At 67.9% G+C, this 20,695-nt stretch carries 20 protein-coding genes; 13 read left to right on the top strand and 7 right to left on the bottom strand.

What is annotated here, in order from left to right; translation table 11 throughout:
* Positions 1-54: 54 nt before the first annotated feature.
* Positions 55-1,173 carry a winged helix DNA-binding domain-containing protein gene (locus NMI01S_RS10390; protein ID WP_062995980.1) on the top strand — a complete coding sequence of 373 codons (1,119 nt, stop codon included), beginning with the start codon at positions 55-57 and terminating at the stop codon, positions 1,171-1,173.
* 21 nt (positions 1,174-1,194) lie between these two features.
* Here the strand turns inward: NMI01S_RS10390 and NMI01S_RS10385 are convergent, their stop codons facing one another.
* Positions 1,195-1,716, bottom strand: coding sequence for an Lrp/AsnC family transcriptional regulator (locus NMI01S_RS10385; RefSeq protein WP_062995978.1), 522 nt, complete (start codon positions 1,714-1,716; stop codon positions 1,195-1,197).
* Between the two features lie 163 nt (positions 1,717-1,879).
* Here NMI01S_RS10385 and hppD point away from each other — a divergent pair, with 163 nt between their 5' ends.
* A complete protein-coding gene (gene hppD, locus NMI01S_RS10380) occupies positions 1,880-3,073 on the top strand; it encodes a 4-hydroxyphenylpyruvate dioxygenase (protein ID WP_062995976.1) in 1,194 nt (397 codons plus the stop codon).
* A 10-nt stretch (positions 3,074-3,083) separates the two neighbouring features.
* Here hppD and NMI01S_RS10375 read toward each other — a convergent pair whose 3' ends face one another.
* Positions 3,084-3,761: a VC0807 family protein gene (locus NMI01S_RS10375; protein ID WP_062995974.1), complete on the bottom strand. Its 678-nt coding sequence runs from the start codon at positions 3,759-3,761 to the stop codon at positions 3,084-3,086.
* A 205-nt stretch (positions 3,762-3,966) separates the two neighbouring features.
* Between NMI01S_RS10375 and NMI01S_RS10370 the strand changes: the two genes are divergently transcribed.
* The 8 genes from NMI01S_RS10370 to tuf all read left to right on the top strand — a co-directional run bounded on the left by NMI01S_RS10370 (position 3,967) and on the right by tuf (position 12,328).
* A complete protein-coding gene (locus NMI01S_RS10370; RefSeq protein ID WP_062995972.1) occupies positions 3,967-5,127 on the top strand; it encodes a sensor histidine kinase in 1,161 nt (386 codons plus the stop codon).
* Positions 5,120-5,809, top strand: a complete 690-nt coding sequence (locus NMI01S_RS10365; RefSeq protein ID WP_084512842.1) for a response regulator transcription factor — start codon at positions 5,120-5,122, stop codon at positions 5,807-5,809. Before NMI01S_RS10370 ends, NMI01S_RS10365 begins: the two co-directional genes overlap by 8 nt.
* A gap of 557 nt (positions 5,810-6,366) precedes the next feature.
* Positions 6,367-6,894, top strand: a complete 528-nt coding sequence (locus tag NMI01S_RS10360; RefSeq protein WP_062995970.1) for a DUF3558 domain-containing protein — start codon at positions 6,367-6,369, stop codon at positions 6,892-6,894.
* Between the two features lie 11 nt (positions 6,895-6,905).
* Positions 6,906-7,478: a DUF3558 domain-containing protein gene (locus NMI01S_RS10355; RefSeq protein WP_245716808.1), complete on the top strand. Its 573-nt coding sequence runs from the start codon at positions 6,906-6,908 to the stop codon at positions 7,476-7,478.
* Positions 7,479-7,865: 387 nt separating this feature from the next.
* Positions 7,866-8,240, top strand: a complete 375-nt coding sequence (gene rpsL, locus NMI01S_RS10350) for a 30S ribosomal protein S12 (protein ID WP_014353064.1) — start codon at positions 7,866-7,868, stop codon at positions 8,238-8,240.
* Between the two features lies 1 nt (position 8,241).
* Positions 8,242-8,712, top strand: a complete 471-nt coding sequence (rpsG, locus tag NMI01S_RS10345; RefSeq protein WP_030517120.1) for a 30S ribosomal protein S7 — start codon at positions 8,242-8,244, stop codon at positions 8,710-8,712.
* Positions 8,713-8,919: 207 nt separating this feature from the next.
* Entirely contained in the window at positions 8,920-11,022 is a 2,103-nt protein-coding gene (fusA, locus tag NMI01S_RS10340; protein WP_039781052.1) for an elongation factor G, read from the top strand.
* A gap of 115 nt (positions 11,023-11,137) precedes the next feature.
* The gene (tuf, locus tag NMI01S_RS10335; protein ID WP_036505815.1) at positions 11,138-12,328 is read left to right on the top strand and encodes an elongation factor Tu; all 1,191 of its coding nucleotides are present in this window, start codon (positions 11,138-11,140) and stop codon (positions 12,326-12,328) included.
* Positions 12,329-12,489: 161 nt separating this feature from the next.
* Here the strand turns inward: tuf and NMI01S_RS10330 are convergent, their stop codons facing one another.
* From NMI01S_RS10330 to NMI01S_RS10320, 3 genes are all read right to left on the bottom strand, one after another.
* Positions 12,490-14,736, bottom strand: a complete 2,247-nt coding sequence (locus tag NMI01S_RS10330) for a hypothetical protein (protein WP_062995968.1) — start codon at positions 14,734-14,736, stop codon at positions 12,490-12,492.
* Positions 14,737-14,816: 80 nt separating this feature from the next.
* Positions 14,817-15,197: a cupin domain-containing protein gene (locus NMI01S_RS10325; protein WP_062995966.1), complete on the bottom strand. Its 381-nt coding sequence runs from the start codon at positions 15,195-15,197 to the stop codon at positions 14,817-14,819.
* Between the two features lie 11 nt (positions 15,198-15,208).
* Positions 15,209-16,642 carry an MFS transporter gene (locus tag NMI01S_RS10320; protein ID WP_062995964.1) on the bottom strand — a complete coding sequence of 478 codons (1,434 nt, stop codon included), beginning with the start codon at positions 16,640-16,642 and terminating at the stop codon, positions 15,209-15,211.
* A 58-nt stretch (positions 16,643-16,700) separates the two neighbouring features.
* Between NMI01S_RS10320 and NMI01S_RS10315 the strand changes: the two genes are divergently transcribed.
* Positions 16,701-17,345, top strand: coding sequence for a TetR/AcrR family transcriptional regulator (locus NMI01S_RS10315; protein WP_062995962.1), 645 nt, complete (start codon positions 16,701-16,703; stop codon positions 17,343-17,345).
* A 15-nt stretch (positions 17,346-17,360) separates the two neighbouring features.
* On the opposite strand, the gene NMI01S_RS10310 is transcribed toward NMI01S_RS10315, so the two are convergent.
* On the bottom strand, positions 17,361-17,984 hold the full coding sequence (locus tag NMI01S_RS10310) for a TetR/AcrR family transcriptional regulator (RefSeq protein WP_062996079.1): 624 nt from the start codon (positions 17,982-17,984) through the stop codon (positions 17,361-17,363).
* 5 nt (positions 17,985-17,989) lie between these two features.
* Positions 17,990-18,337, bottom strand: coding sequence for an SPW repeat protein (locus NMI01S_RS10305; protein ID WP_062995960.1), 348 nt, complete (start codon positions 18,335-18,337; stop codon positions 17,990-17,992).
* A 199-nt stretch (positions 18,338-18,536) separates the two neighbouring features.
* Here NMI01S_RS10305 and NMI01S_RS10300 point away from each other — a divergent pair, with 199 nt between their 5' ends.
* Both NMI01S_RS10300 and NMI01S_RS10295 read left to right on the top strand, forming a co-directional pair.
* Entirely contained in the window at positions 18,537-19,724 is a 1,188-nt protein-coding gene (locus NMI01S_RS10300) for an NAD(P)/FAD-dependent oxidoreductase (protein WP_062995958.1), read from the top strand.
* 146 nt (positions 19,725-19,870) lie between these two features.
* The gene (locus tag NMI01S_RS10295; RefSeq protein ID WP_062995956.1) at positions 19,871-20,650 is read left to right on the top strand and encodes a glutamate racemase; all 780 of its coding nucleotides are present in this window, start codon (positions 19,871-19,873) and stop codon (positions 20,648-20,650) included.
* Positions 20,651-20,695 lie beyond the last annotated feature (45 nt).

The raw sequence follows: 20,695 nt of genomic DNA, 5'->3' as shown, positions 1-20,695 counted from the left end.
GCCCCCGTCCGGCAGGCGTTCGATGTCGGTGCCGGGCCGTAGGGTGAGCGCATCATGAAACTGTCCGATCGGATTCTGAATCGCACCCTGCTGGCCCGGCAGCACCTGCTGCGACGGTCGTCGATGCCGGTCCCGCAGTTGTGTGAACATCTGGTCGGGCTGCAGGCCCAGGATGTGACGCCGCCGTACGTCGGATTGTGGAGCCGGATCGGCGATTTCGACCCGGCGATGGTCTCGGCCGGCCTCGAGAATCGTTCGCTGGTGCGAATCACGTTGATGCGCGCCACGATTCACCTGGTGACGGCGGCGGATGCGCTGCGCATCGCGCCGCATATCCAGCCGGAACTGGAGAAGATCCCGTTCCGCAAGGGCTTCTTCTACGGTGCGATGGTCGGGCTCGATCCCGAGGAGGTCCGCGCCCGGGGCGAGAAGGTGCTGGGGGCGCAGCCGATGTCGTCGGCAGAGCTGCGGTCCCGCGCCGTCGAGGAATATCCCGACCGCGAGCCCACTGCCGTGACACAGACCTGGCTCTACCAGCTCCCGGTGTTGCAGACCCCGCCGCGCGGGCTGTGGCGGAACAACAGCCGGCCGGTGTGGTCGCGCATCGAACCATGGCTGGACGCGCCCCTGGACGAGGCATATCCGGTGCAGGAGTTGGTCGTTCGCTATCTGCGCGCCTTCGGCCCCGCGACCACGATGGATGTGCAGACCTGGTCGCGGCTGCTCGGTATCAAGGAAATCCTGGCGGCACTGGGCGACCGGGTGCGCACCTACACCGACGAGCGCGGCCGCGTCCTCTACGACGCCGCCGACGCCGAACTCGCCGATCCCGATCTGCCCGCACCTGTCCGGCTGCTGGGCTGGTATGACAACGTCCTGCTGTCGCATCGGGATCGCAGCCGGATCATTCCCGGGAACGCCCCGCTGCCGCTGCAGCATATGGCCGCCCAGGTGTGCCCGGTGCTCATCGACGGGTTTCTGGCCGGCATCTACAAAATCTTCGCCGACAAGTCGGCGGCGCGGTTGCGCATCGCCCCGAGCCGGGAATGGTCGGCGCGGGAAGCGGCCGAGGTGGAAGCGGAAGCCCGCAGCCTGCTGAATTTTCTGGAACCGAGCCTGCGGCCGGAAGTCGACATTCTCGCGCCCGGAGCGAATCTCAGAACCGGGAAGTAGCCACGCGCCGCCGGTGCGCGCTCAGGGCGTCGAATTCCGGTATGCCGGAGCCTTACTCGTCCCCGCCGGAGTGAGCGTGCGCAGCAGCGGCAGCGTGCGCCGGGCGACCACCGTGGACAGCACGATCACACTGTGCGACCGCACCACCGCGGCGCTGCGGTCGATACTCAGCAGCACCGCCTGCAGGCCCGCATGCGAATCGGCGCCGATGCGGCACAGGACATCGCTGGAACCGGTGGTCGCATAGGCCTCGAGCACGCCGGGAATGGCCTCCAGATCGGTGGTCACCGCGTCCAGGGCGCCCTGAGCGATCTCCAGACTCACGAAAGCCTGCACGTCGAATCCGGCGGCGGTGACGTCGACCTGCGGATCGTAGGAGGCGATGACCCCGGCCTCCTCCATGCGCGCGATGCGCGACTGTACGGTCGCCCGAGCCACCCGGGTGCGTCGCGACAGTTCGAGGACGCCCGCCTTCTGGTACTCGTGCATGGCGGTGAGGATCGCCAGATCCAGTTCGTCCAGTTTGGCGTGGGTGCGCGTCATCGTCGTCTCCTGTATTCGGCCCGGCGGCCCCACGGGACACGGCCGGGGCGCAGCTATTCAAATTGTCCAGCACTCGGCGGTCTGTGGTGACCAATTACTCCAGGGTGTCTACTCGAAATCCTCGATATTGCTCAGAACCTCGGCTCGGAGATTATCTGGAGGCATGACAATCGAGGACCTCTCCCGTACCACCCGGCCCGCGGCGCCGGGCGATGCGGAGCTGCGCCGGCTGGTCGGTCTGGTCGACCACGATCCCGGCGCCGATCCCTTCCCCGTCCTCGGTTGGGACGCGCTGGTGTGGGTGGTCGGCAACGCGACCCAGTTCGCGCACTATCTGCAGGCGTTCGGGATGGCGCTGGAAGCCTATTCCGGACCGGAGACCGGCCATCGCGACCACAAGTCCTACGTATTGCGCAGCGGCAGTGCGCGATTCGTGGTGTGCGGGGCGGTGGATCCGGCCAGCCCGCTGGTCGGCCACCACGACCGGCACGGGGACGGCATCGTCGACATCGCGCTCGAGGTGCCCGATGTGGACCGCTGCATCGCCCACGCCCGGCGGCAGGGCGCGCGGATCCTGGTCGAGCCGTACGACACATCGGACGAATTCGGCACAGTCCGCACGGCTGCCCTGGCCACCTACGGCGAGACCCGCCACACCCTCGTCGACCGGTCGCGCTATCACGGTCCGTATCTGCCGGGATATGTCGCGCGCCGGTCGGGTTATCAGCCGCGGGCGCCGCATCGGCTGTTCCAGGCCGTGGACCATGTCGTGGGCAATGTGGAGCTCGGGCGGATGGACGAGTGGGTGGAGTTCTATCGCCGCGTCATGGGCTTCACCGATATGGCGGAATTCGTCGGCGACGATATCGCGACCGACTATTCGGCGCTGATGAGCAAGGTCGTGGCCAACGGCAACCATCGCGTGAAATTCCCGTTGAACGAACCGGCGGCCGGGCGCAAACGCTCACAGATCGACGAGTATCTGGAGTTCTACGGCGGCCCCGGTGTCCAGCACATCGCCCTCGCCACCGGCGACATCCTGAGCGCCGTCGACGCTCTGCGCCGCGAAGGCATCGAATTCCTCGACACCCCGGACACCTATTACGAGGATCCCGAACTGCGCGCCCGCATCGGCCACGTCCGGGTGCCGGTGCGGCACCTGCAGTCGCGCGGCATTCTCGTCGACCGCGACGAGGATGGCTACCTGCTGCAGATCTTCTGCAAACCCCTCACCGACCGCCCGACCGTATTCTTCGAATTGATCGAGCGGCACGGCTCGCTGGGCTTCGGAAAGGGGAATTTCCGGGCCTTGTTCCAGGCGATCGAGCGGGAACAGCACGCGCGCGGGAATCTGTGACCGGGCACCGTCACTCGGCGCCGGGCAGTGCGCGCAGCCGCGCCTTGACATCGAGGCGCCGTCGCGAGCGCACCGTGTAGACCGCCAGCGCGGCGATGATCGCCCATTGCACCGGGTTCATCAGCGCGACGGATGCCGATATGGGCAGGGAGTAGATCAGCAGGAGCCGCACCACCGCGTCGACCGCGAGTCCGGCACTCCACACCACCGTGGCGGCCGTGAACGCGCGGCGGACATCGGAGTCGTTGTGCCACAATGTTTCCCAGCGTGCTGCGGAATCCGGTCCGAGTGCGTGCATGCGCCGCGAGACCGCGAACATCGCCGGCCGGCCCAGCAGGCAACTGCCCGCCAGCAGCGCGCTGATCACCGCGGAGGTGATCGGATCCTTCGCCAGCATCATTCGCTCGTCGCCGCCCAGTACGGCCAGCACGAGACCCAGCACGTTGAGCAAAAAAACGAATACGGCGACGCCGTCGGCCTTGCGGCGCGCCGCGGCGACCCCGAGCGCCCACATGCCCGCGACGACCGTCGAACAGACCAGCGCGCGATAGCTGGTGCACCCGGCCGCGATCAGCAGATAGTAGGTCGCGGGCGACAATCCGATATCGGCTGCGAGTCCCAGCATCCGCCGCGTGCTGCGGAGGCGGCTGCCCGTGTTGTCGAGAGTGCGTGTGGCGGTGTCGGTCATCGGAATCTCCCTGCGAGTACTGGGCGTTATGTCGTTGCAACGCTAGGGATTTCGGGCCTGCGCGCGCCTCGGCCGGGAGATGGATCGTGGGATCTCCACCCGCGGGTGGAGCGGCCGCGGCCCATCTCGGCCCGGCGGTCCTTCCGGCGACGATCCGGCCGCGCCTACCGTCGGGGTACCGGCGCGGAATGTCACCAGGAGGGTCATGCGAGAGGGGTTGCGGGAGTTCGGGCGAAGGCTGGTCGGCAACGATCCCGACGCCAGCCCGCTGATGCGTGTCATCGGCGCGACGTTGCTGGCGGCCAATCTGGTGTTCGACCACGGCGATCCGGTGCCGGGGTGGGTGTGGGCGGTGCTGGTGGCCGCCTATGCCGGGTGGCTCGTGTTCGCGGTGGTCGAATCCCGGTATCCGCGGGTGGCCACGCCGGCGTTGACCTGGTGCGCGCTGCTGAGCGCCGCGGTCGTCGGACCGGCCCCGGACATCTCCGCGTTCATCATGCTGTGCGCGGCCGCCAGTGTGCTCGCCCAGCAGTTCCGGTCCGGCACGCGAATGATCCTGCTGGGGTTCGCCGCCGAGGTCGCGGTCCTGATCGCCGGTTGCGCGGTGGCCGGGAAGGACATCGGCGATACGCTCACCTATGTCGGCGTGCTCGTCATTCTGCTGCTGCTCGGGTTGTATCGGCGTCTGCATCGACTGCGCGTCCGCCAGACCCAGCTGCTGCTCGAGCAGACCCGGCGCGCGCAGGACGAACACGCCCGGGCGGCCGCCCTCGACGAACGCGCGCGGATCGCGCGGGAGTTGCACGACGTCCTGGCGCATTCGCTCGGTGCGCTGAGTATGCAGTTGGAGGTCGCGGAACTGCTGCTCGACGAAAGAGGCGATATACCGGGCGCGTTGGCGCATGTGCGGCGCTCGCACCGGCTGGCCCGCGACGGGTTGATCGAGGCGCGCGGTGCGGTGGCCGCGCTGCGCGGCGACGTGCCGCCGCTGCCCGAAGCCGTGCGTGAACTGGTCGAGAGCTATCGCCGCGATCACCGGATGACGGTGGAGTTGCGCTGCGACGGTCCCGCCCGGCCGGTGGAATCGGGGGCCGCGGTCTCGCTGGTGCGCACTCTGCGCGAGGCGCTGACGAACGCCGCCAAGCACGCGCCGGGACGGCCGGTGCGCGTCGCGCTCGTCTTCACGGCCGCCGACGTGCGACTGTCGGTGCGAAACACGGTCGCGGAAAAGCGGACTCGCGATCCGCTGCCCGGCGGGTACGGTCTGACCGGGATGCGTGAGCGGATCGCATTGGCCGGGGGCACACTGTCGTCCGGTGTGGCCGACGGCGAATGGGTTGTGACGGCGGAGGTTCCGATTGAGTGAGCGCCGGGAACCGCTGCGGGTGCTGGTGGTCGACGACCAGCAGGTGATGCGTGAGGGTCTGGTCGCACTGCTGGGACTGGTCGACGAGGTGAGCGTGGTCGGCGCCGCGGCGGACGGGGAACAGGCACTGCGGGCGGTGGCGGAGACAGATCCGGACGTGGTGCTGATGGATCTGCGGATGCCCGTCCTGGACGGCGTCGAGGCGACCCGCCGGATCGCGGCCGATCATCCCGGGACCGCGGTGCTGGTGCTGACCACCTACGCCGACGACACCTCGATCGTGAGCGCGTTGCGAGCGGGCGCGCGCGGCTACCTCACCAAGGACGCCGGCCGAGTGGAGATCGTCGCCGCGCTCCGCGCCGCGGCGGCCGGGCAGTCCACCTTCGACGCCACGGTGTCCCAGCGGCTGGTGGACGCACTGATCGGCGAATCTCCTCGTTCCGAGGGGGTGTCCGCCGTCGCTACGCCGAATCCTGACGGCCTCACCGCCCGGGAGGCGGAGGTTGTCGCGCTGATCACGCGCGGACTGAGCAACGCCGAGATAGCCGCCCACCTATTCGTCTCGCCGGCGACGGTGAAGACCCACATCAACAACGCCTTCGCCAAGATCGGCGCCCGCAACCGCGCCGACGCCGTCCGCTACGGCTACCGCCACGGCCTGGCCGACCCGACCGTCGAGTAGAGCGAACCCATTTCCGGGTTCAAGACGGAACAACAGGCGCGGGGAGTCTCCGAGCGTTCAGGGAGATCATGGCAGTTCGGTTCGGCGTCGATCTCGAACCGCTCCTGTCGTTCGCTGTCCAAGGTGCCCCGAAAGGGCGCTACAGCCCTGTGATCAGGGGTTTGTCGGGCTCAGTCCGGTTCGACCGTCGGTCAAGGGCACACACGTGAAGTGGTCGTTCGGGTCCCCCGGGCGGTTGTAATACGACCGCCCGTATGCCACGCATTGATCCCATCTGTCGAAAGTGGCCACGATGGTGCCTATCGCGGAAGCTGTTCCGGTGGAGGTGAGAAGGACTCCGAAAACGATTGTCGCAGTAGCTATCGACGAAAGTAATTTGTTCATGATTTCCCCCAAGTCCCGAATGGGACACTGTCTGTGCGAACGAAATCGCGATCTCCCCCGATTGACGGGGCGATAGTACAGCGGCCGGGAACGCGATGTAAAGGGCCGGTCGATGCCGCGCGGCGTGGTGACGACCTCTGTGGGATCATCGCCCGATCGGTAGAGTCACTGGCATGCGGATCTGCTCGGCCCTCCTTGCTGCGATGGCCTTGATGCTGGCGCTGTCGGCGTGTTCGAGCGACAAGTCCGATGACGATGTGCCTGTGGCCCGCCCGCCCGCGAAGGTGGCGGCGCTGGGTCCGTTCGCAGGGGAGTGCGGACATGTCACCGATGACGAGGTCCGGAATCTGGGTGGGCTCGGTCAGATCTCGCAGGTGTTCAAAAACTCGGTCGGCTGCAATTGGCAGGCCGGCGGAATCGGGGGGCCGTCGGTGACTTTCGCGTCGTACCGCGGCAGTCCCATCGAACGGGAGCGGGCGTGGGTGACGGCGCAGGGGCGCAACCCGGAAACGATCGATGTCGGGGGGAAGAAGGGCTTCCAGGCTGTGGACCCTACTTACGGAATCTGTGACCTGGCGGTCCAGTTGGACGACGACTTCTTCGAATGGTCCACCGCGCCAGGCGCGTTCGGGCAGGTGTCGGCGACGCCGTGCGACAAGAACCGCAAATTGGCCGAACTGACCGTGCAGCGTCTGAAGTGAGGACGGCTGAAATGAGCAACGGCATGCGTGATCGGGGCCGCGTCCGGCGCGGCGCGCGGGCGGGCGGGATCGCGGTCCTCGCCCTCGCGGTGGGGGTGACGGTCGGCGGCTGCGGCCGCACCGTTTCCGGGACCGCGTTGCCGGCGGGTAGCGGCGGCGGGGTCAACATGAACTTCGACAAGTTGCTGCGCGAATGCGAGGTCGTCAAGCAGGACGACATCGCCAAGTCGACCGGCGCTCAGGACGCGCAGGGTTCGTTCAACGGCGCGGTGTGCATGTGGGATCTGTCGGGTACGCCCGGCGGCGACGGTATGGCCACGCTGAACTGGTACGAGATGGGTTCGCTGCCGAACGAGAAGGCCAACAACGATCGGCTCGGCTACACCACCACGGATGTGAACGTGCAGGGCCGGCGCTCGCTGCAGGTCCAGCGGCCGGGCGATCCGGATTCGTGCGGCGTGATGGCGCCGGCCGCGGACACCGGGATCATCGGCTGGTGGGTGAACTACCGGCCGGGCGGTCATCCGGATCCGTGTGCGGGGGCGAAGAAGCTGGCCGAGTTGACCCTGAATCTGGCGCGCTGAGGCGAGCGCCACCCCGGATGCGCCGGTCGGCGGACCTCGAGAGATAGTGAAATCGCATAGTCGGTGGTGGGCCGGGGCCTGCGGACCCCACTTTTGCCCCTCGCCGCGCCGACGGGTATCGTGGATCGCTGTGCCCGGAAGCGTGCGGGCAGGTTTGTGCGTAGAACGTAAGCCAGCGAGAGCGGCCGACCGTTTCAGCGTGCCCGGAAAAGTAGGCATGTACTGCGCGCGACACGCCCGACCTCGGGGCGCGTGGAAACGCGATCCGGGCAAGTGGTGACAGCTCTATGACGGCGGCGTGAACTCCGGGGAATCGGGGCAGCGCCGCCGACAAACAGACATCGAAGAGTTCCAGACACCTGGTTACTGAATAAGGAAAGCCGGTATATGCCAACCATCAACCAGCTGGTCCGCAAGGGTCGTCGCGACAAGGTCGCCAAGACCAAGACTGCGGCCCTGAAGGGGAGCCCGCAGCGTCGTGGCGTGTGCACCCGCGTGTACACCACGACCCCGAAGAAGCCGAACTCCGCGCTGCGTAAGGTCGCGCGTGTTCGCCTGACCAGCGCGGTCGAGGTCACGGCTTACATCCCGGGCGAGGGTCACAACCTGCAGGAGCACTCGATGGTGCTCGTTCGCGGTGGTCGTGTGAAGGACCTCCCCGGTGTGCGCTACAAGATCATCCGCGGCTCGCTCGACACCCAGGGTGTGAAGAACCGCAAGCAGGCCCGCAGCCGCTACGGCGCCAAGAAGGAGAAGAGCTGATATGCCACGCAAGGGCCCCGCACCCAAGCGTCCGCTGATCAACGATCCGGTCTACGGATCGCCGCTGGTCACTCAGCTGGTCAACAAGATCCTGCTGGACGGCAAGAAGTCGACCGCCGAGCGCATCGTCTACGGTGCCCTCGAGCAGGCGCGCGAGAAGACCGGCACCGATCCGGTCGTGACCCTCAAGCGTGCGCTCGACAACGTGAAGCCCGCCCTCGAGGTGAAGCCGCGTCGTGTCGGTGGCGCCACCTACCAGGTTCCGGTCGAGGTTCGTCCGGGTCGCGCCAACACCCTGGCGCTGCGCTGGCTGGTCAACTACTCGCGCGCGCGTCGTGAGAAGACCATGATCGAGCGTCTGGCCAACGAGCTGCTGGATGCGAGCAACGGTCTGGGCGCTTCGGTGAAGCGTCGCGAGGACACCCACAAGATGGCCGAGTCCAACCGGGCGTTCGCGCACTACCGCTGGTGATTGGTCACCCGGTCCGCCGGTGAAGGAACGGCGCCGGGAGGCGAGTCACAGTCGGGTGCGGCACGTGCTCTCAGCAGGGCACTTATCAGCCGCACCCGACGTTGACATAGTGATGGCCAGGGGCCCGCATCGCAGCGGAACCGCCCGGGCCGTTCCCGAAAATCCCAACTAGCTGATCGCTAACAGAGCAGAGCGGGGAAGATTTCCGTGGCACAGGACGTGCTCACCGACCTCAACAAGGTCCGCAACATCGGCATCATGGCCCACATCGATGCCGGCAAGACGACCACAACCGAACGAATCCTGTTCTACACCGGTGTGAACTACAAGATCGGTGAGACCCACGACGGTGCGTCGACCACCGACTGGATGGAGCAGGAGCAGGAACGCGGCATCACCATCACCTCGGCGGCGGTGACGTGTTTCTGGAACCAGAACCAGATCAACATCATCGACACCCCCGGCCACGTCGACTTCACCGTCGAGGTGGAGCGTTCGCTGCGTGTGCTCGACGGCGCCGTCGCGGTGTTCGACGGTAAAGAGGGCGTCGAGCCGCAGTCCGAGCAGGTGTGGCGTCAGGCCGACAAGTACGACGTGCCGCGTATCTGCTTCGTCAACAAGATGGACAAGCTGGGCGCCGACTTCTACTTCACCGTCCAGACCATCAAGGACCGTCTCGGTGCGAAGCCGCTGGTCATCCAGCTGCCGATCGGCGCGGAGGACACCTTCGAGGGCATCGTCGACCTGGTCGAGATGAACGCCAAGGTGTGGACCGGCGAGACCAAGCTCGGTGAGAAGTACGAGGTCACCGAGATTCCGGCCGACCTGAAGGAGAAGGCCGAGCAGTACCGCCAGGAGCTGCTCGAGACCGTCGCCGAGTCGGACGAGGCGCTGCTGGAGAAGTTCTTCGGTGGCGAGGAGCTCTCGATCGACGAGATCAAGGGCGCCATCCGGAAGCTGACCGTCGCCTCGGAGCTGTACCCGGTGCTGTGTGGTTCGGCGTTCAAGAACAAGGGCGTGCAGCCCATGCTCGACGCCGTCGTGGACTACCTGCCCTCGCCGCTGGACGTCGAGAACGTGGAAGGCCACGTCCCCGGCAAGGAAGACGAGGTCATCACTCGTAAGCCGAGTGCCGACGAGCCCTTCGCCGCGCTGGCGTTCAAGATCGCCGTGCACCCGTTCTTCGGCAAGCTGACCTACGTCCGCGTGTACTCGGGCAAGGTCGACTCCGGCGCTCAGGTCATCAACTCGACCAAGAGCAAGAAGGAGCGGCTGGGCAAGCTGTTCCAGATGCACTCCAACAAGGAGAACCCGGTTCCCTCGGCGTCGGCCGGCCACATCTACGCGGTCATCGGCCTGAAGGACACCACCACGGGTGACACCCTGTGCGATCCGCAGAACCAGATCGTGCTGGAGTCCATGACCTTCCCGGACCCGGTCATCGAGGTCTCGATCGAGCCCAAGACCAAGTCCGACCAGGAGAAGCTGGGTACCGCGATCCAGAAGCTGGCCGAAGAGGACCCGACCTTCTCCGTCAAGCTGGATGCCGAAACCGGCCAGACCGTCATCGGCGGTATGGGCGAGCTGCACCTCGACATCCTGGTCGACCGGATGAAGCGCGAGTTCAAGGTCGAGGCGAACGTCGGTAAGCCGCAGGTCGCGTACCGCGAGACGATCACCAAGCCGGTCGAGAAGCTCGAGTACACGCACAAGAAGCAGACCGGTGGTTCGGGCCAGTTCGCCCGCGTCATCATCGGCCTGGAGCCCTTCACGGGCGAGGACGGCGCGACCTACGAGTTCGAGAACAAGGTCACCGGTGGCCGCGTTCCGCGCGAGTACATCCCGTCGGTGGACGCCGGCATCCAGGACTCCATGCAGTACGGTGTCCTCGCCGGTTACCCGCTGGTCAACCTGAAGGCCACCCTGCTCGACGGCGCCTACCACGAGGTCGACTCCTCGGAAATGGCGTTCAAGATCGCGGGTTCGATGGCGCTGAAGGAAGCGGCCCGTAAGGCCGGTCCGGTGATCCTCGAGCCGCTCATGGCTGTCGAGGTCATCACGCCCGAGGACTACATGGGCGATGTGATCGGCGACCTGAACTCCCGCCGTGGCCAGATCCAGGCCATGGAGGAACGCAGTGGTGCCCGTGTCGTCAAGGCGCTGGTTCCGCTCTCGGAGATGTTCGGTTACATCGGTGACCTGCGGTCGAAGACCCAGGGCCGGGCGAACTACTCCATGGTGTTCGATTCGTACGCGGAGGTTCCGGCCAACGTGGCGAAGGAGATCATCGCCAAGGCGACCGGCGAGTAATCGCAGTCGGGGCGGGTTTGTGAGAATCCGCCCCGTTCGGTCGCGCACGACCCCCTGTAAGTACAAACCGCACTGCTGCACAAAAGCACGCACTAACTAGTCCAGGAGGACAACAGTGGCGAAGGCGAAGTTCGAGCGGACGAAGCCCCACGTCAACATCGGCACCATCGGTCACGTCGACCACGGCAAGACCACGCTGACCGCGGCGATCACCAAGGTGCTGGCTGACAAGTACCCGGACCTGAACCAGAGCTTTGCGTTCGACCAGATCGACAAGGCTCCGGAGGAGAAGGCTCGTGGTATCACGATCAACATCTCCCACGTCGAGTACCAGACCGAGAAGCGTCACTACGCGCACGTCGACGCCCCCGGCCACGCCGACTACATCAAGAACATGATCACCGGTGCGGCCCAGATGGATGGCGCGATCCTCGTGGTCGCCGCCACCGACGGCCCGATGCCGCAGACCCGTGAGCACGTGCTGCTCGCCCGTCAGGTCGGCGTGCCCTACATCCTGGTCGCGCTGAACAAGTCGGACATGGTCGACGACGAGGAAATCCTCGAGCTCGTCGAGATGGAGGTCCGCGAGCTGCTGGCCGCCCAGGAGTTCGACGAGGACGCCCCCGTCGTCCGCGTCTCCGGCCTGAAGGCCCTCGAGGGTGACGAGAAGTGGGTCGAGTCGGTCGTCGAGCTGATGAACGCTGTCGACGAGTCCATCCCGGACCCGGTTCGTGAGACCGACAAGCCGTTCCTGATGCCGATCGAGGATGTTTTCACCATCACCGGTCGTGGCACCGTGGTCACCGGTCGTGTCGAGCGTGGCGTGATCAACGTCAACGAAGAGGTCGAGATCGTGGGTATCCGCGAGAAGACCCAGAAGACCACCATCACCGGCATCGAGATGTTCCGCAAGCTGCTGGACCAGGGCCAGGCGGGCGACAACGTCGGTCTGCTGGTTCGTGGTCTGAAGCGTGACGACGTCGAGCGTGGTCAGGTCGTCGTCAAGCCGGGCACCACCACCCCGCACACCGAGTTCGAGGGCCAGGCGTACATCCTGTCGAAGGACGAGGGTGGCCGCCACACCCCGTTCTTCAACAACTACCGCCCGCAGTTCTACTTCCGCACCACCGACGTGACCGGCGTCGTGACCCTCCCCGAGGGCACCGAGATGGTCATGCCGGGCGACAACACCGAGATGAGCGTCAAGCTGATCCAGCCGGTCGCCATGGAAGAGGGCCTGCGCTTCGCGATCCGCGAGGGTGGCCGCACCGTCGGCGCCGGCCGCGTCACCAAGGTCATCAAGTGACTTTGTGATCGGCCGTCACGATATGTGACAGCATGAAAAGGGCCGTTCCCCTTGGGGGACGGCCCTTTTCGCGTTGTCGGGGCGGGAGTTCAGCGGGTGGAGGTGCACAGGGTTCGACCTGAATCGCGGTGTGCCGGGCCCGCGGCCAGGCGGCCGATTTCTCAGTTCTCGGTGGCGGCCAGGAGGGCTTCGGCGAATTCGCGCATCTGGTCGGCGCCGCCGAACCATGTGGTGACGAGTTCCACTGCGGCGGTGCGGGTTCGGTGGGCCGCGGTGATGAGCCCGTTGAGATCGACGTCGCCGGCCTCGGCGTTGCGAGCCACATTCTCCAGGGTGTGGCTGGCCAGCAGTAACTGCATCACCAGGCCGACGTCGATGGCCGGGGGTTCGCCGGTGGTTTCGGCTCGGCGGCGGGCCGCGCGCCGGGAGGTCGAGGGCACGCCGGTGCGGGACGCGATGTCGATCGGTGTGTCGCCGGAGTGATCATCACTGGTGGCGCGGCGGTTTCGGCGGCCACCGGTACCCGCTGCCTGTTCGGCGCGAGCGGCGTCGATCGCCGAATCGTGTGATGTGGCAACTGCTTCCGCCGACCCCGTCGCCGGATGGTCGTCGGCTCTGGTTTCCTCTGCAGGCGACCGGTGCCGGCTGGTCGGAACGTATTCCGCCGCAGGAGCTTCCGCTGCGCGTCGTCGGAGGATGTCGGTATCGGACTGTTCGAGGAGGGCGCTCGGGGCGGAGCGCAGTCCCACCGTCGCCCCGTTGCGGGTGGGGAACGGGCGCGCGGTGGCGTCGGCGCTCTCCACTCGGCTGCGAAGGGCCGGCAGCGTGTCGGTGTTCTGCCAGGATTGCGGGTCTGCTGAGTCGGCTGGGTCCGTACCGTCTGCCGGGCCGGAATGGGCCGGGCCGGTTGTTTCGGCGTGGTCGGACCGGGGCTGCTCGTTCGAATGCCGATGCGGAAGCCGAGCCGCGGGGCGCGACTTCTCGTCCTCCGCAGTGGTGGTGTCCGTCGTCGGATTCGCTTCGGCGACAGTGTGTTCGGCGGCGATTCGCGCGCTGTCGGCGACCGATGCGGCGCGCGTGCTGTGTGGGGTGTGGTCGCCGTCGGTCGCCGATTCCGTAGCGGTGGTGGGCCGACGGGCGTCGTCGCCCGGCTGTCCGGCCGGCGGTGTCGTTGCGAACGGCGCCGGCGCGGGATCGGCCTCGCCGCCCGGTGACGTCGCGCGTGCGGTCGCCGATTCGTCATCGCTCGCCGTGGTGCGGCGGGTCCCAGCTTCGTCGGCCGGCGTGGCTGTGGTGGCCCGCGACTCCGTGCTCGCGGGGCGTGCGGTGCCGTGCTGCCCCTCGCCCGCGGGCTCGGCTGCCGTGGTTGCGGGGATCTCACCGGACAGCCGCGACGCGGGGGTACTCGCGGCGGGCTGCTCGTTGTCGCGTGCCCGCCGGGCCGCCCGGGGGATGGGGCGGCGGGTGGCTTCCGGGCGGGTATCCGTGCTCGCCGATGCCGCAGCGGATTCCGTTCCGGCATCCGCGGTTTCGGACCGGGCGATGCCGTGGGCGGGAGTGGGGAGTCGCGTCGGCAGTTTCGGCGGGGTGACGGATCTGGTGGACGAGGCAACCGAATCGGCCGAATCGGCCCGACGCGGCTCCGCCGGCTCGGCGGGAGAGGTCCCAGCAGACGCAGCCTCGGCAGGAGACGCATCGGCGGGTGACGTCTCGGCAGCAGACGACTCGGCGGGCTGGGTCTCGGCGCTACGGGAGCGACTCTGCCGCCCGGGGTCGATGCCCAGGCTCTCCGCGATGCGGCGGACCGTGTCCTCCGGATCCTGAGATCCGGCGTCGAGTTGGTCTGCCCAGCTTGCCTTTTCCGGCGTCTCGATCTCGGTGGGAGCCGTGGCCGATCCCAGGGCTCCCGATCTCGGATCCACGGGAGGCATCTCCGCTGCGCGCACCGCGAAACTGGAGGTGGGAGCGGATTCGTCACCGGCCGGCGTGGGACGGCCGTGCGGTCCCGCACCCTGTTCGTAGTCCGCATCGAACGGCGAGGCGAACATGCTGCGCTGCGCGGGTTCTCGGGTGGGCAGCGGCGGGATGGCCGTGCGGGCCGACGTGTCGCGAACCGGCAGCGGCGGTGCGGCAGGAGGCGTCGGAACCGCGCTGCCGCTGAGGTAGTCGGGTGAATAGGACGGAACATCGGTGGGCGAGGCGCCGGGGGGCGGGCCGAAAACGCTCTCGCCCGATCCGGAGTCTTCGAATTCGGCACTGTCCCAGCGCAGTCCGAACTTCTCGGCGCCGCCGTGCGCGGGTCCGCCGCTGCCCGCCTGCTGACCCGGCTCCTCCTCGGAGCGGGTCAGTCGGTGCCCCTCTCGTGCAGTATGGGGTTCTCCGAAACGGGCATTGGCGGGATCCGTCATACACCCCATTCTTATCGCTCGCCTTTCCGGGTGCGAGTTCGCGGGGTGTGCGAGGGCTCCCGCCACCGTTGCGCCGCAGCTCAATCCGCCCGTTTCTCGAGTTCGGTGCCGCGGCGCAGGGTGAGCGACATCAGTTCGCTCGGCTCGTCCACTTCGATTCGATGCCAGCGCCCGCGCGGCACGATGAACGCCTGTCCGGCGCGCAGGGATACCGATGCCGCCGGGTCGCCGGTCTCGCGCAGATATATTCGTATCCCGCCCGAGAGCACCGCCACCAGTTCCTCTCCGCTCGGATGCATTTCCCAGTGATCACCGTGGACGTCGGCGTCGGTGGCCACCCGGAAGGCGGCCAGGGTCCATCCGTCCACATCTCCGGACATGCGGCGTTGTTCATCGAAAACCCGGCCGTCGGGCAGCATTCGGATGCCGCGTGCGAACAGGTCGACAGGTGCGAGTGACATGGTGTTTCCTTTCATTCGGCCACGACCGGAGCCGGGGCGGGCAGGGGTGCGGAGGTGGATCGGCCGGCGGTCCGGCGCGGCATGATCGCCGCCGCGACGACCGCGGCACCGAGGAGCAGGACCGCGCCGATCGCCAGCCCGGTGGCATATCCCGCGGTGACGGCCTCGGGTGTCTCCACCGATCCGGTGCGTTGTGCGGCGACCGAGGCCAGGGCGGCCAATCCCATCGCGCCGCCGATCTGGCGGGCACTGTTCATCAGGCCGGACGCCATGCCGGCTTCCGCGGGGGCGACGCCGGTGGTGGCGGCGGCCGCGAGCGGGGCCAGGCACAGGCCGAATCCGATACTGGTGACGAGCGAGGGACCCAGTACCGCGGTGGCGAAGTCGCCACCGGCATCCAGCAGTGCGAACCATCCGAGGCCGGCGGCGGCGAGCAGTGAGCCGGAGATCAGCAGGGTGCGCGGTGAACGCCGGTGGCCGAGCCGAGTCGCGACCACGGTCCCGGCGACGACCCCGGCGGAGAACGGAACGAAGGCCAGACCCGTTGCCGCCGCGGACATTCCGAGCGACTGCTGCAAATAGAGCGAGACGAAGTAGAAGGCCGAGAACTGTCCCGCCGCGGCCAGAGCGACGAACAGATCCGCCCCGGCGACCCACCGGTTGCGCAGCAGCGACAGCCGTATCAGCGGGACCGAGGCCCGCCGTTCGAACCATACGAAGCCCGCCAGGAGCAGCAGTGCGGCCACGACCGTTCCCACGGTCGCGGGTGAGAACCACCCGTAGCGATCGGTACGGACGACGGCGAGAACGAGCAATCCGGCGCCGCCGGTGGCGGTGAGCGCTCCGGCGATGTCGAGCGGCGGCCGCGTCGCGTCGCGGCGGTCGGCGGGGATGCCGAAGAAGGCGAGTCCCAGCACTATCGCGGCGATCGGCAGATTGACGAGCATCACCCACCGCCATCCGGCGTACTCGGTGAGGATGCCGCCCAGCAGTACGCCCAGCGCGCCACCGGCGCCGTTCGCCGCACTCCACAGTCCGAAGGCCCTTACCCGCGCCGGGCCGTGCGGGAACAGGACGGTCAGCATCGCGAGGGTGGCCGGTGCGACGGTCGCGGCCGCCACACCTTGCACAGCACGTGCGGCGATCAGTTGCCACGGTTGCTGGGCCAGCCCACCGGCCAGCGAGGCGAGGGCGAATCCGCACAGCCCGAGCGCGAACAGTCGCCGGCGGCCGAACAGATCGCCGGCCCGCCCGCCCAGAAGGAGGAATCCGCCGAAGGTCAGGGCGTAGACGTGCACCACCCACGACAGATCGATCGGCGCGAAGCCCAGCTCGCGGCGAACGGCGGGCAGCGCCACGTTCACCACCGCCATGTCCAGCGCAATCATCAACTGCGCCACTGTGATCGCGGCCAGCGCGAGTCCGGGCGAATACTTTCTATACATGTATAAAAAGTAACCGACCGTAGTGCTCGTTGTCGAGACCTCGTGTCAAGATGGCCGGGTGAGCACCCGAACCGGACGTCCGCCGCGGCTGTCCCGCGCGCAGATCGTGGCCGCCGCCCGCGAGCTGATCGAAACCCACGGCGTGCAGGCGTTGACCATGCGGCGCCTGGCCACCGAACTCGGCGCGACGCCGATGGCGCTCTATCACCACGTACCGGACAAGGACGCGCTGCTGCTGCTCCTGCTCGACGAGGTGGCCACGGGTGCGGTGCGTCCACAACTGCCGGAGGACCCGCGGGAGCGTCTGATCGTCGCGGCCCGCGCGATGCACGACGTCCTGGCCCCGGTTCCGTGGATCACCGAGGTGCTGACTGCCGACGACCTGCTCTCACCGGCCGCGCTCTGGTACCCCGAGGCGATTCTGGACGCGTCGATGGACGCCGGGCTGGATGCCGATCGCGCGGTGCACGCCTACCGGGCCGTCTGGTACTACACGGCCGGCGAAATTCTGATTCGCGCCGCGGCTCGCCGGCGTCGCGACGACGACCGGCCCGTGTTCCGGGAGCGCGTCTTCGCAGATATCGATGCCGAGGAGCTTCCGCGCTTGGCGGCCGTGGCCGGGCGATGGAGTGCGCTCACCGCGGCCGATACCTACGAACAGGGATTGCGCGCGCTGGTCGACGGCCTGCTGCCGGCTCGCTGAACGGGCGACGCCGACTCAGCCCAGGCTGCTCATACCGGCCGCGACGACCCGGGAGAGATTCGTGATCTCCTCGGCGCCGGCGAGTGTCAATCCGTCGAGTGCGTGCAACCGGTCGGTGCTCGCGATCGTGAGCATGGCCGACACCCATGCGGCCGCGCAGGCGCGCAGGGTCCCGGGTTGGACCTGCCCGGGCGCGCTCGCCTGCAGTACCCGGGCGGTGACGTCGAGGAGTTGATCGCGCATGCGGCGCACCTGTTTGCGTACATCCGGATGTGTATCGGCCTCGCGCCACATGATCACGCGCAGCACCGAGGAGTGGTGGTCGCGCAGATTCAGCGCCGCGTCGAGGTTCACCAGGCTGGTCGCCGGATCGCCGGGCCTGACCACCGTGGCGATGTCGTCGATCGGATGTGCGGGAACCCGCTCGGCCATCAGCGCCGAGAGGATCGAGTCCTTGGTGGGGAAGTAGTAGAAGACCAGTCCCTTCGGAACGCCGGCCGCGGCGGCTATCGCAGCCGTCGCGGTCGCGTCGAATCCGTGTGCCGCGAACAGGCTTTCGGCGGCATCCAGAATCAGAGCACGGGCGTCGCCGTCGACCTTCCGGCTGCGGCGACGCCCCGCTCGATGGGGGGTGGGCATCTGCATCAGTGAGCAGTATGCATCCGCGCCGATACCTGCGGAAGGGCGGCGAGGGCCACCACGACGGTCAGCACGCCGACGATCCACGCCGTCCACGACGCCGCGCTGTAGCCGCTGTAGTTCATCACCCATGGCGAGATGAACAGCAGGACGCCGAACAGGCCCATGGCGTAATCGGTTCCGGCGATTCCCGGACGGGTGAACTGGATCATGCCGGTCAGGGCGATCAGCACGCCGAGCACGATCAGGGTCCACATGGCGCGGTTGCTGTGGTCGGTCCAGATGGGGGACAGGGCGGTGTAGGCGCCCAGGGCCACGGCCACGAAACTCAGGGTGCGGTTTTCGGTGAGCATGGGGGCCTCCTCGGGGGCGGAATTGCGTTCTGATCTCGGTATAGCTCTGATTGACCGCCCGATCAATACTTCGACCGGAAATTTCCTGCATTCGTGTCGGATATGGCGCCCGTCACGACAATCTAGAACGTGTTCTAGTTTATGGTGGATTGGTGCAGCAATACGTGCAGGCAGTGGGAACCGAACCAGGAGGGCGGCGATGACAGCCCCGATCGTGATCGTCGGCGCCGGTCTGGCGGGCCTGCGCACCGCGGAGGAATTGCGCCGCGCCGGATACGAGGGCGGACTGATCCTCGTCGGTGACGAACAGCGACTGCCCTACGATCGGCCGCCGCTGTCCAAGCAGTTCGTACGCGGCGAGACCGAGGATACGACGCTGCGCCCGGCCGAATTCTTCGCCGAGAAGAACATCGAGCTGCGACTGGGACTGGCCGCGACCGGAGTCGACACCGCGGCACGCACCGTGACCTTCGACGACGGTTCCGTCCTCGAGTACGGACAGCTGATCATCGCAACAGGCCTGCGGCCCAAGCGAATTCCCGGTTTGCCGGATGCCGCCGGTGTCCATGTCCTGCGACGCCACGAGGACGCGGCGGCCCTGCGCGACGGCCTGGCCACCGCACGGCGGGCGCTGGTGGTCGGTGCGGGCTTCATCGGCTGCGAGCTGGCGGCGAGCTTCCGTTCCCGGGGCGTCGACGTCGTGCTGGTGGAACCGCAGCCGACCCCGCTCGCTGCCGCGCTGGGTGAGACGGTCGGCCGCCTGGTCGGTCGGATGCATCGCGACGAGGGCGTGGACCTGCGCTGCGGAATCGGACTGAGCTCGCTGCGGGTCGAAGACGGTGCGGTCACCGGGGCCACGCTCACCGACGGCAGTACGGTCGCCGCCGATCTGGTCGTCATCGGCGTCGGCTCCGCACCGATCACGGAGTGGCTGGCCGGATCCGGTATCCCGCTGGCGGAACCGCAGGCGGGCGGGGGTGTCCTCGCCGACGAGGTGGGCCGCACCTCGGTCGAGGGTGTGTGGGCGGTCGGCGATGTCGCGGCCTGGCGCCACGACAACGGCCGGCACAAGCGTGTGGAGCACTGGACCAACGCCGGTGAACAGGCCAGGCTCGTGACCACGGCCCTGCTCGGCGGTGACGTCCCCGCGGCCGCCCGGGTGCCGTACGTGTGGAGTGACCAGTACGACCTGAAGATCCAGGTGCTCGGCACTCCCGCGGGCGCCGACGAGATCCGGGTGATCGAAGACGACGGCCGCAAATTCCTGGCGCACTACTTCGACGGCGGGGTTCTGACCGCCGTGGTCGGTGGCGGACGCACCGCGCAGGTCATGAAGATGCGCGCCGAACTCGCCGCCAACGCCCGGTCCGCCGCACCCCTGAGCTGAACGCTCACGTCGCCGGACCGACCGGTTCCCGCTCGGATCGGTCGTCGCGGCCGGTGCGGTCGGTCCGCCACCGGCATGGGAAAACATGTCCGGCCGATACCCCGGTCGGGCGCAAGGGCGCGTGGCGACGCTAATACAGTGGCTGGGTGATCGTTGCGCTCATCGATTCGGGACTGGGGTTGCTGCCGACGGGGGCGTGGCTGCGCAAGTTGCGTCCCGACCTCGATCTGCTGCTGCAACTGGATCCCGACGGTGCGCCGTGGGGTCCCAAACCCGAGCAGTGGGTGATCGATCGGGTGCTGGATGCGGCCCGCCGCTCGTTGCGGCTCGGCGCGGAGGCCATTGTGCTGCCGTGCAATACCGCCAGCGTCACCGCACTCGAACAGGTGCGAGCCGAGGTCGGGCCCGAGGTGCCGGTGATCGGCACCGTCCCCGCGATCAAACCCGCCGCCGCGGCCTGCGCCTCGGTCGCCGTGTGGGCGACCGCGGCCACCACCGCGAGCCGCTACCAGGCCGATCTCATCGCCCGCTTCGGTGGTGAGGCCGATGTGACGGGTGTGGCGTGCCACGGCCTCGCGGACGCCATCGACCGCGGAGATCTCCCGGCCGTCGAGCACGCCATCGCCCGCGCCGCCGAACAGACCCCCGCCGGCACCGAGGCGGTCGTACTGGGCTGCACCCACTACCCCCTGGTCCTCGATTCCATCGTGGCCGCACTGCCCCCCGGCGTCCGGCTGTTCGACAGCGCGGAAGCCGTTGCGGGCCAGACACTCCGGCGCATCGACGCGCTGGGCCGGCCGACCGCCGGGGCCGGCACGGTGACCGTCTACAACAGCGGCCGCGCCGGTGAACTGCCCGCGAGCGCGGCGGCCTTCGAATCGGGCCGGGTGCTCGGGGCGGTCGCTACCGCCTGCCCCACGGTCTAGTCGCGCGAGAACGCCGGGCGGACCGTGTTGAACCGGTCACGATTC

The organism is Nocardia mikamii NBRC 108933 (genome assembly GCF_001613505.1).
GTDB classification, from domain to species: Bacteria; Actinomycetota; Actinomycetes; order Mycobacteriales; family Mycobacteriaceae; genus Nocardia; species Nocardia mikamii.
The sequence above is the reverse complement of the archived record's forward strand: the minus strand, read 5'-3'. Positions and strand labels throughout refer to the sequence as shown.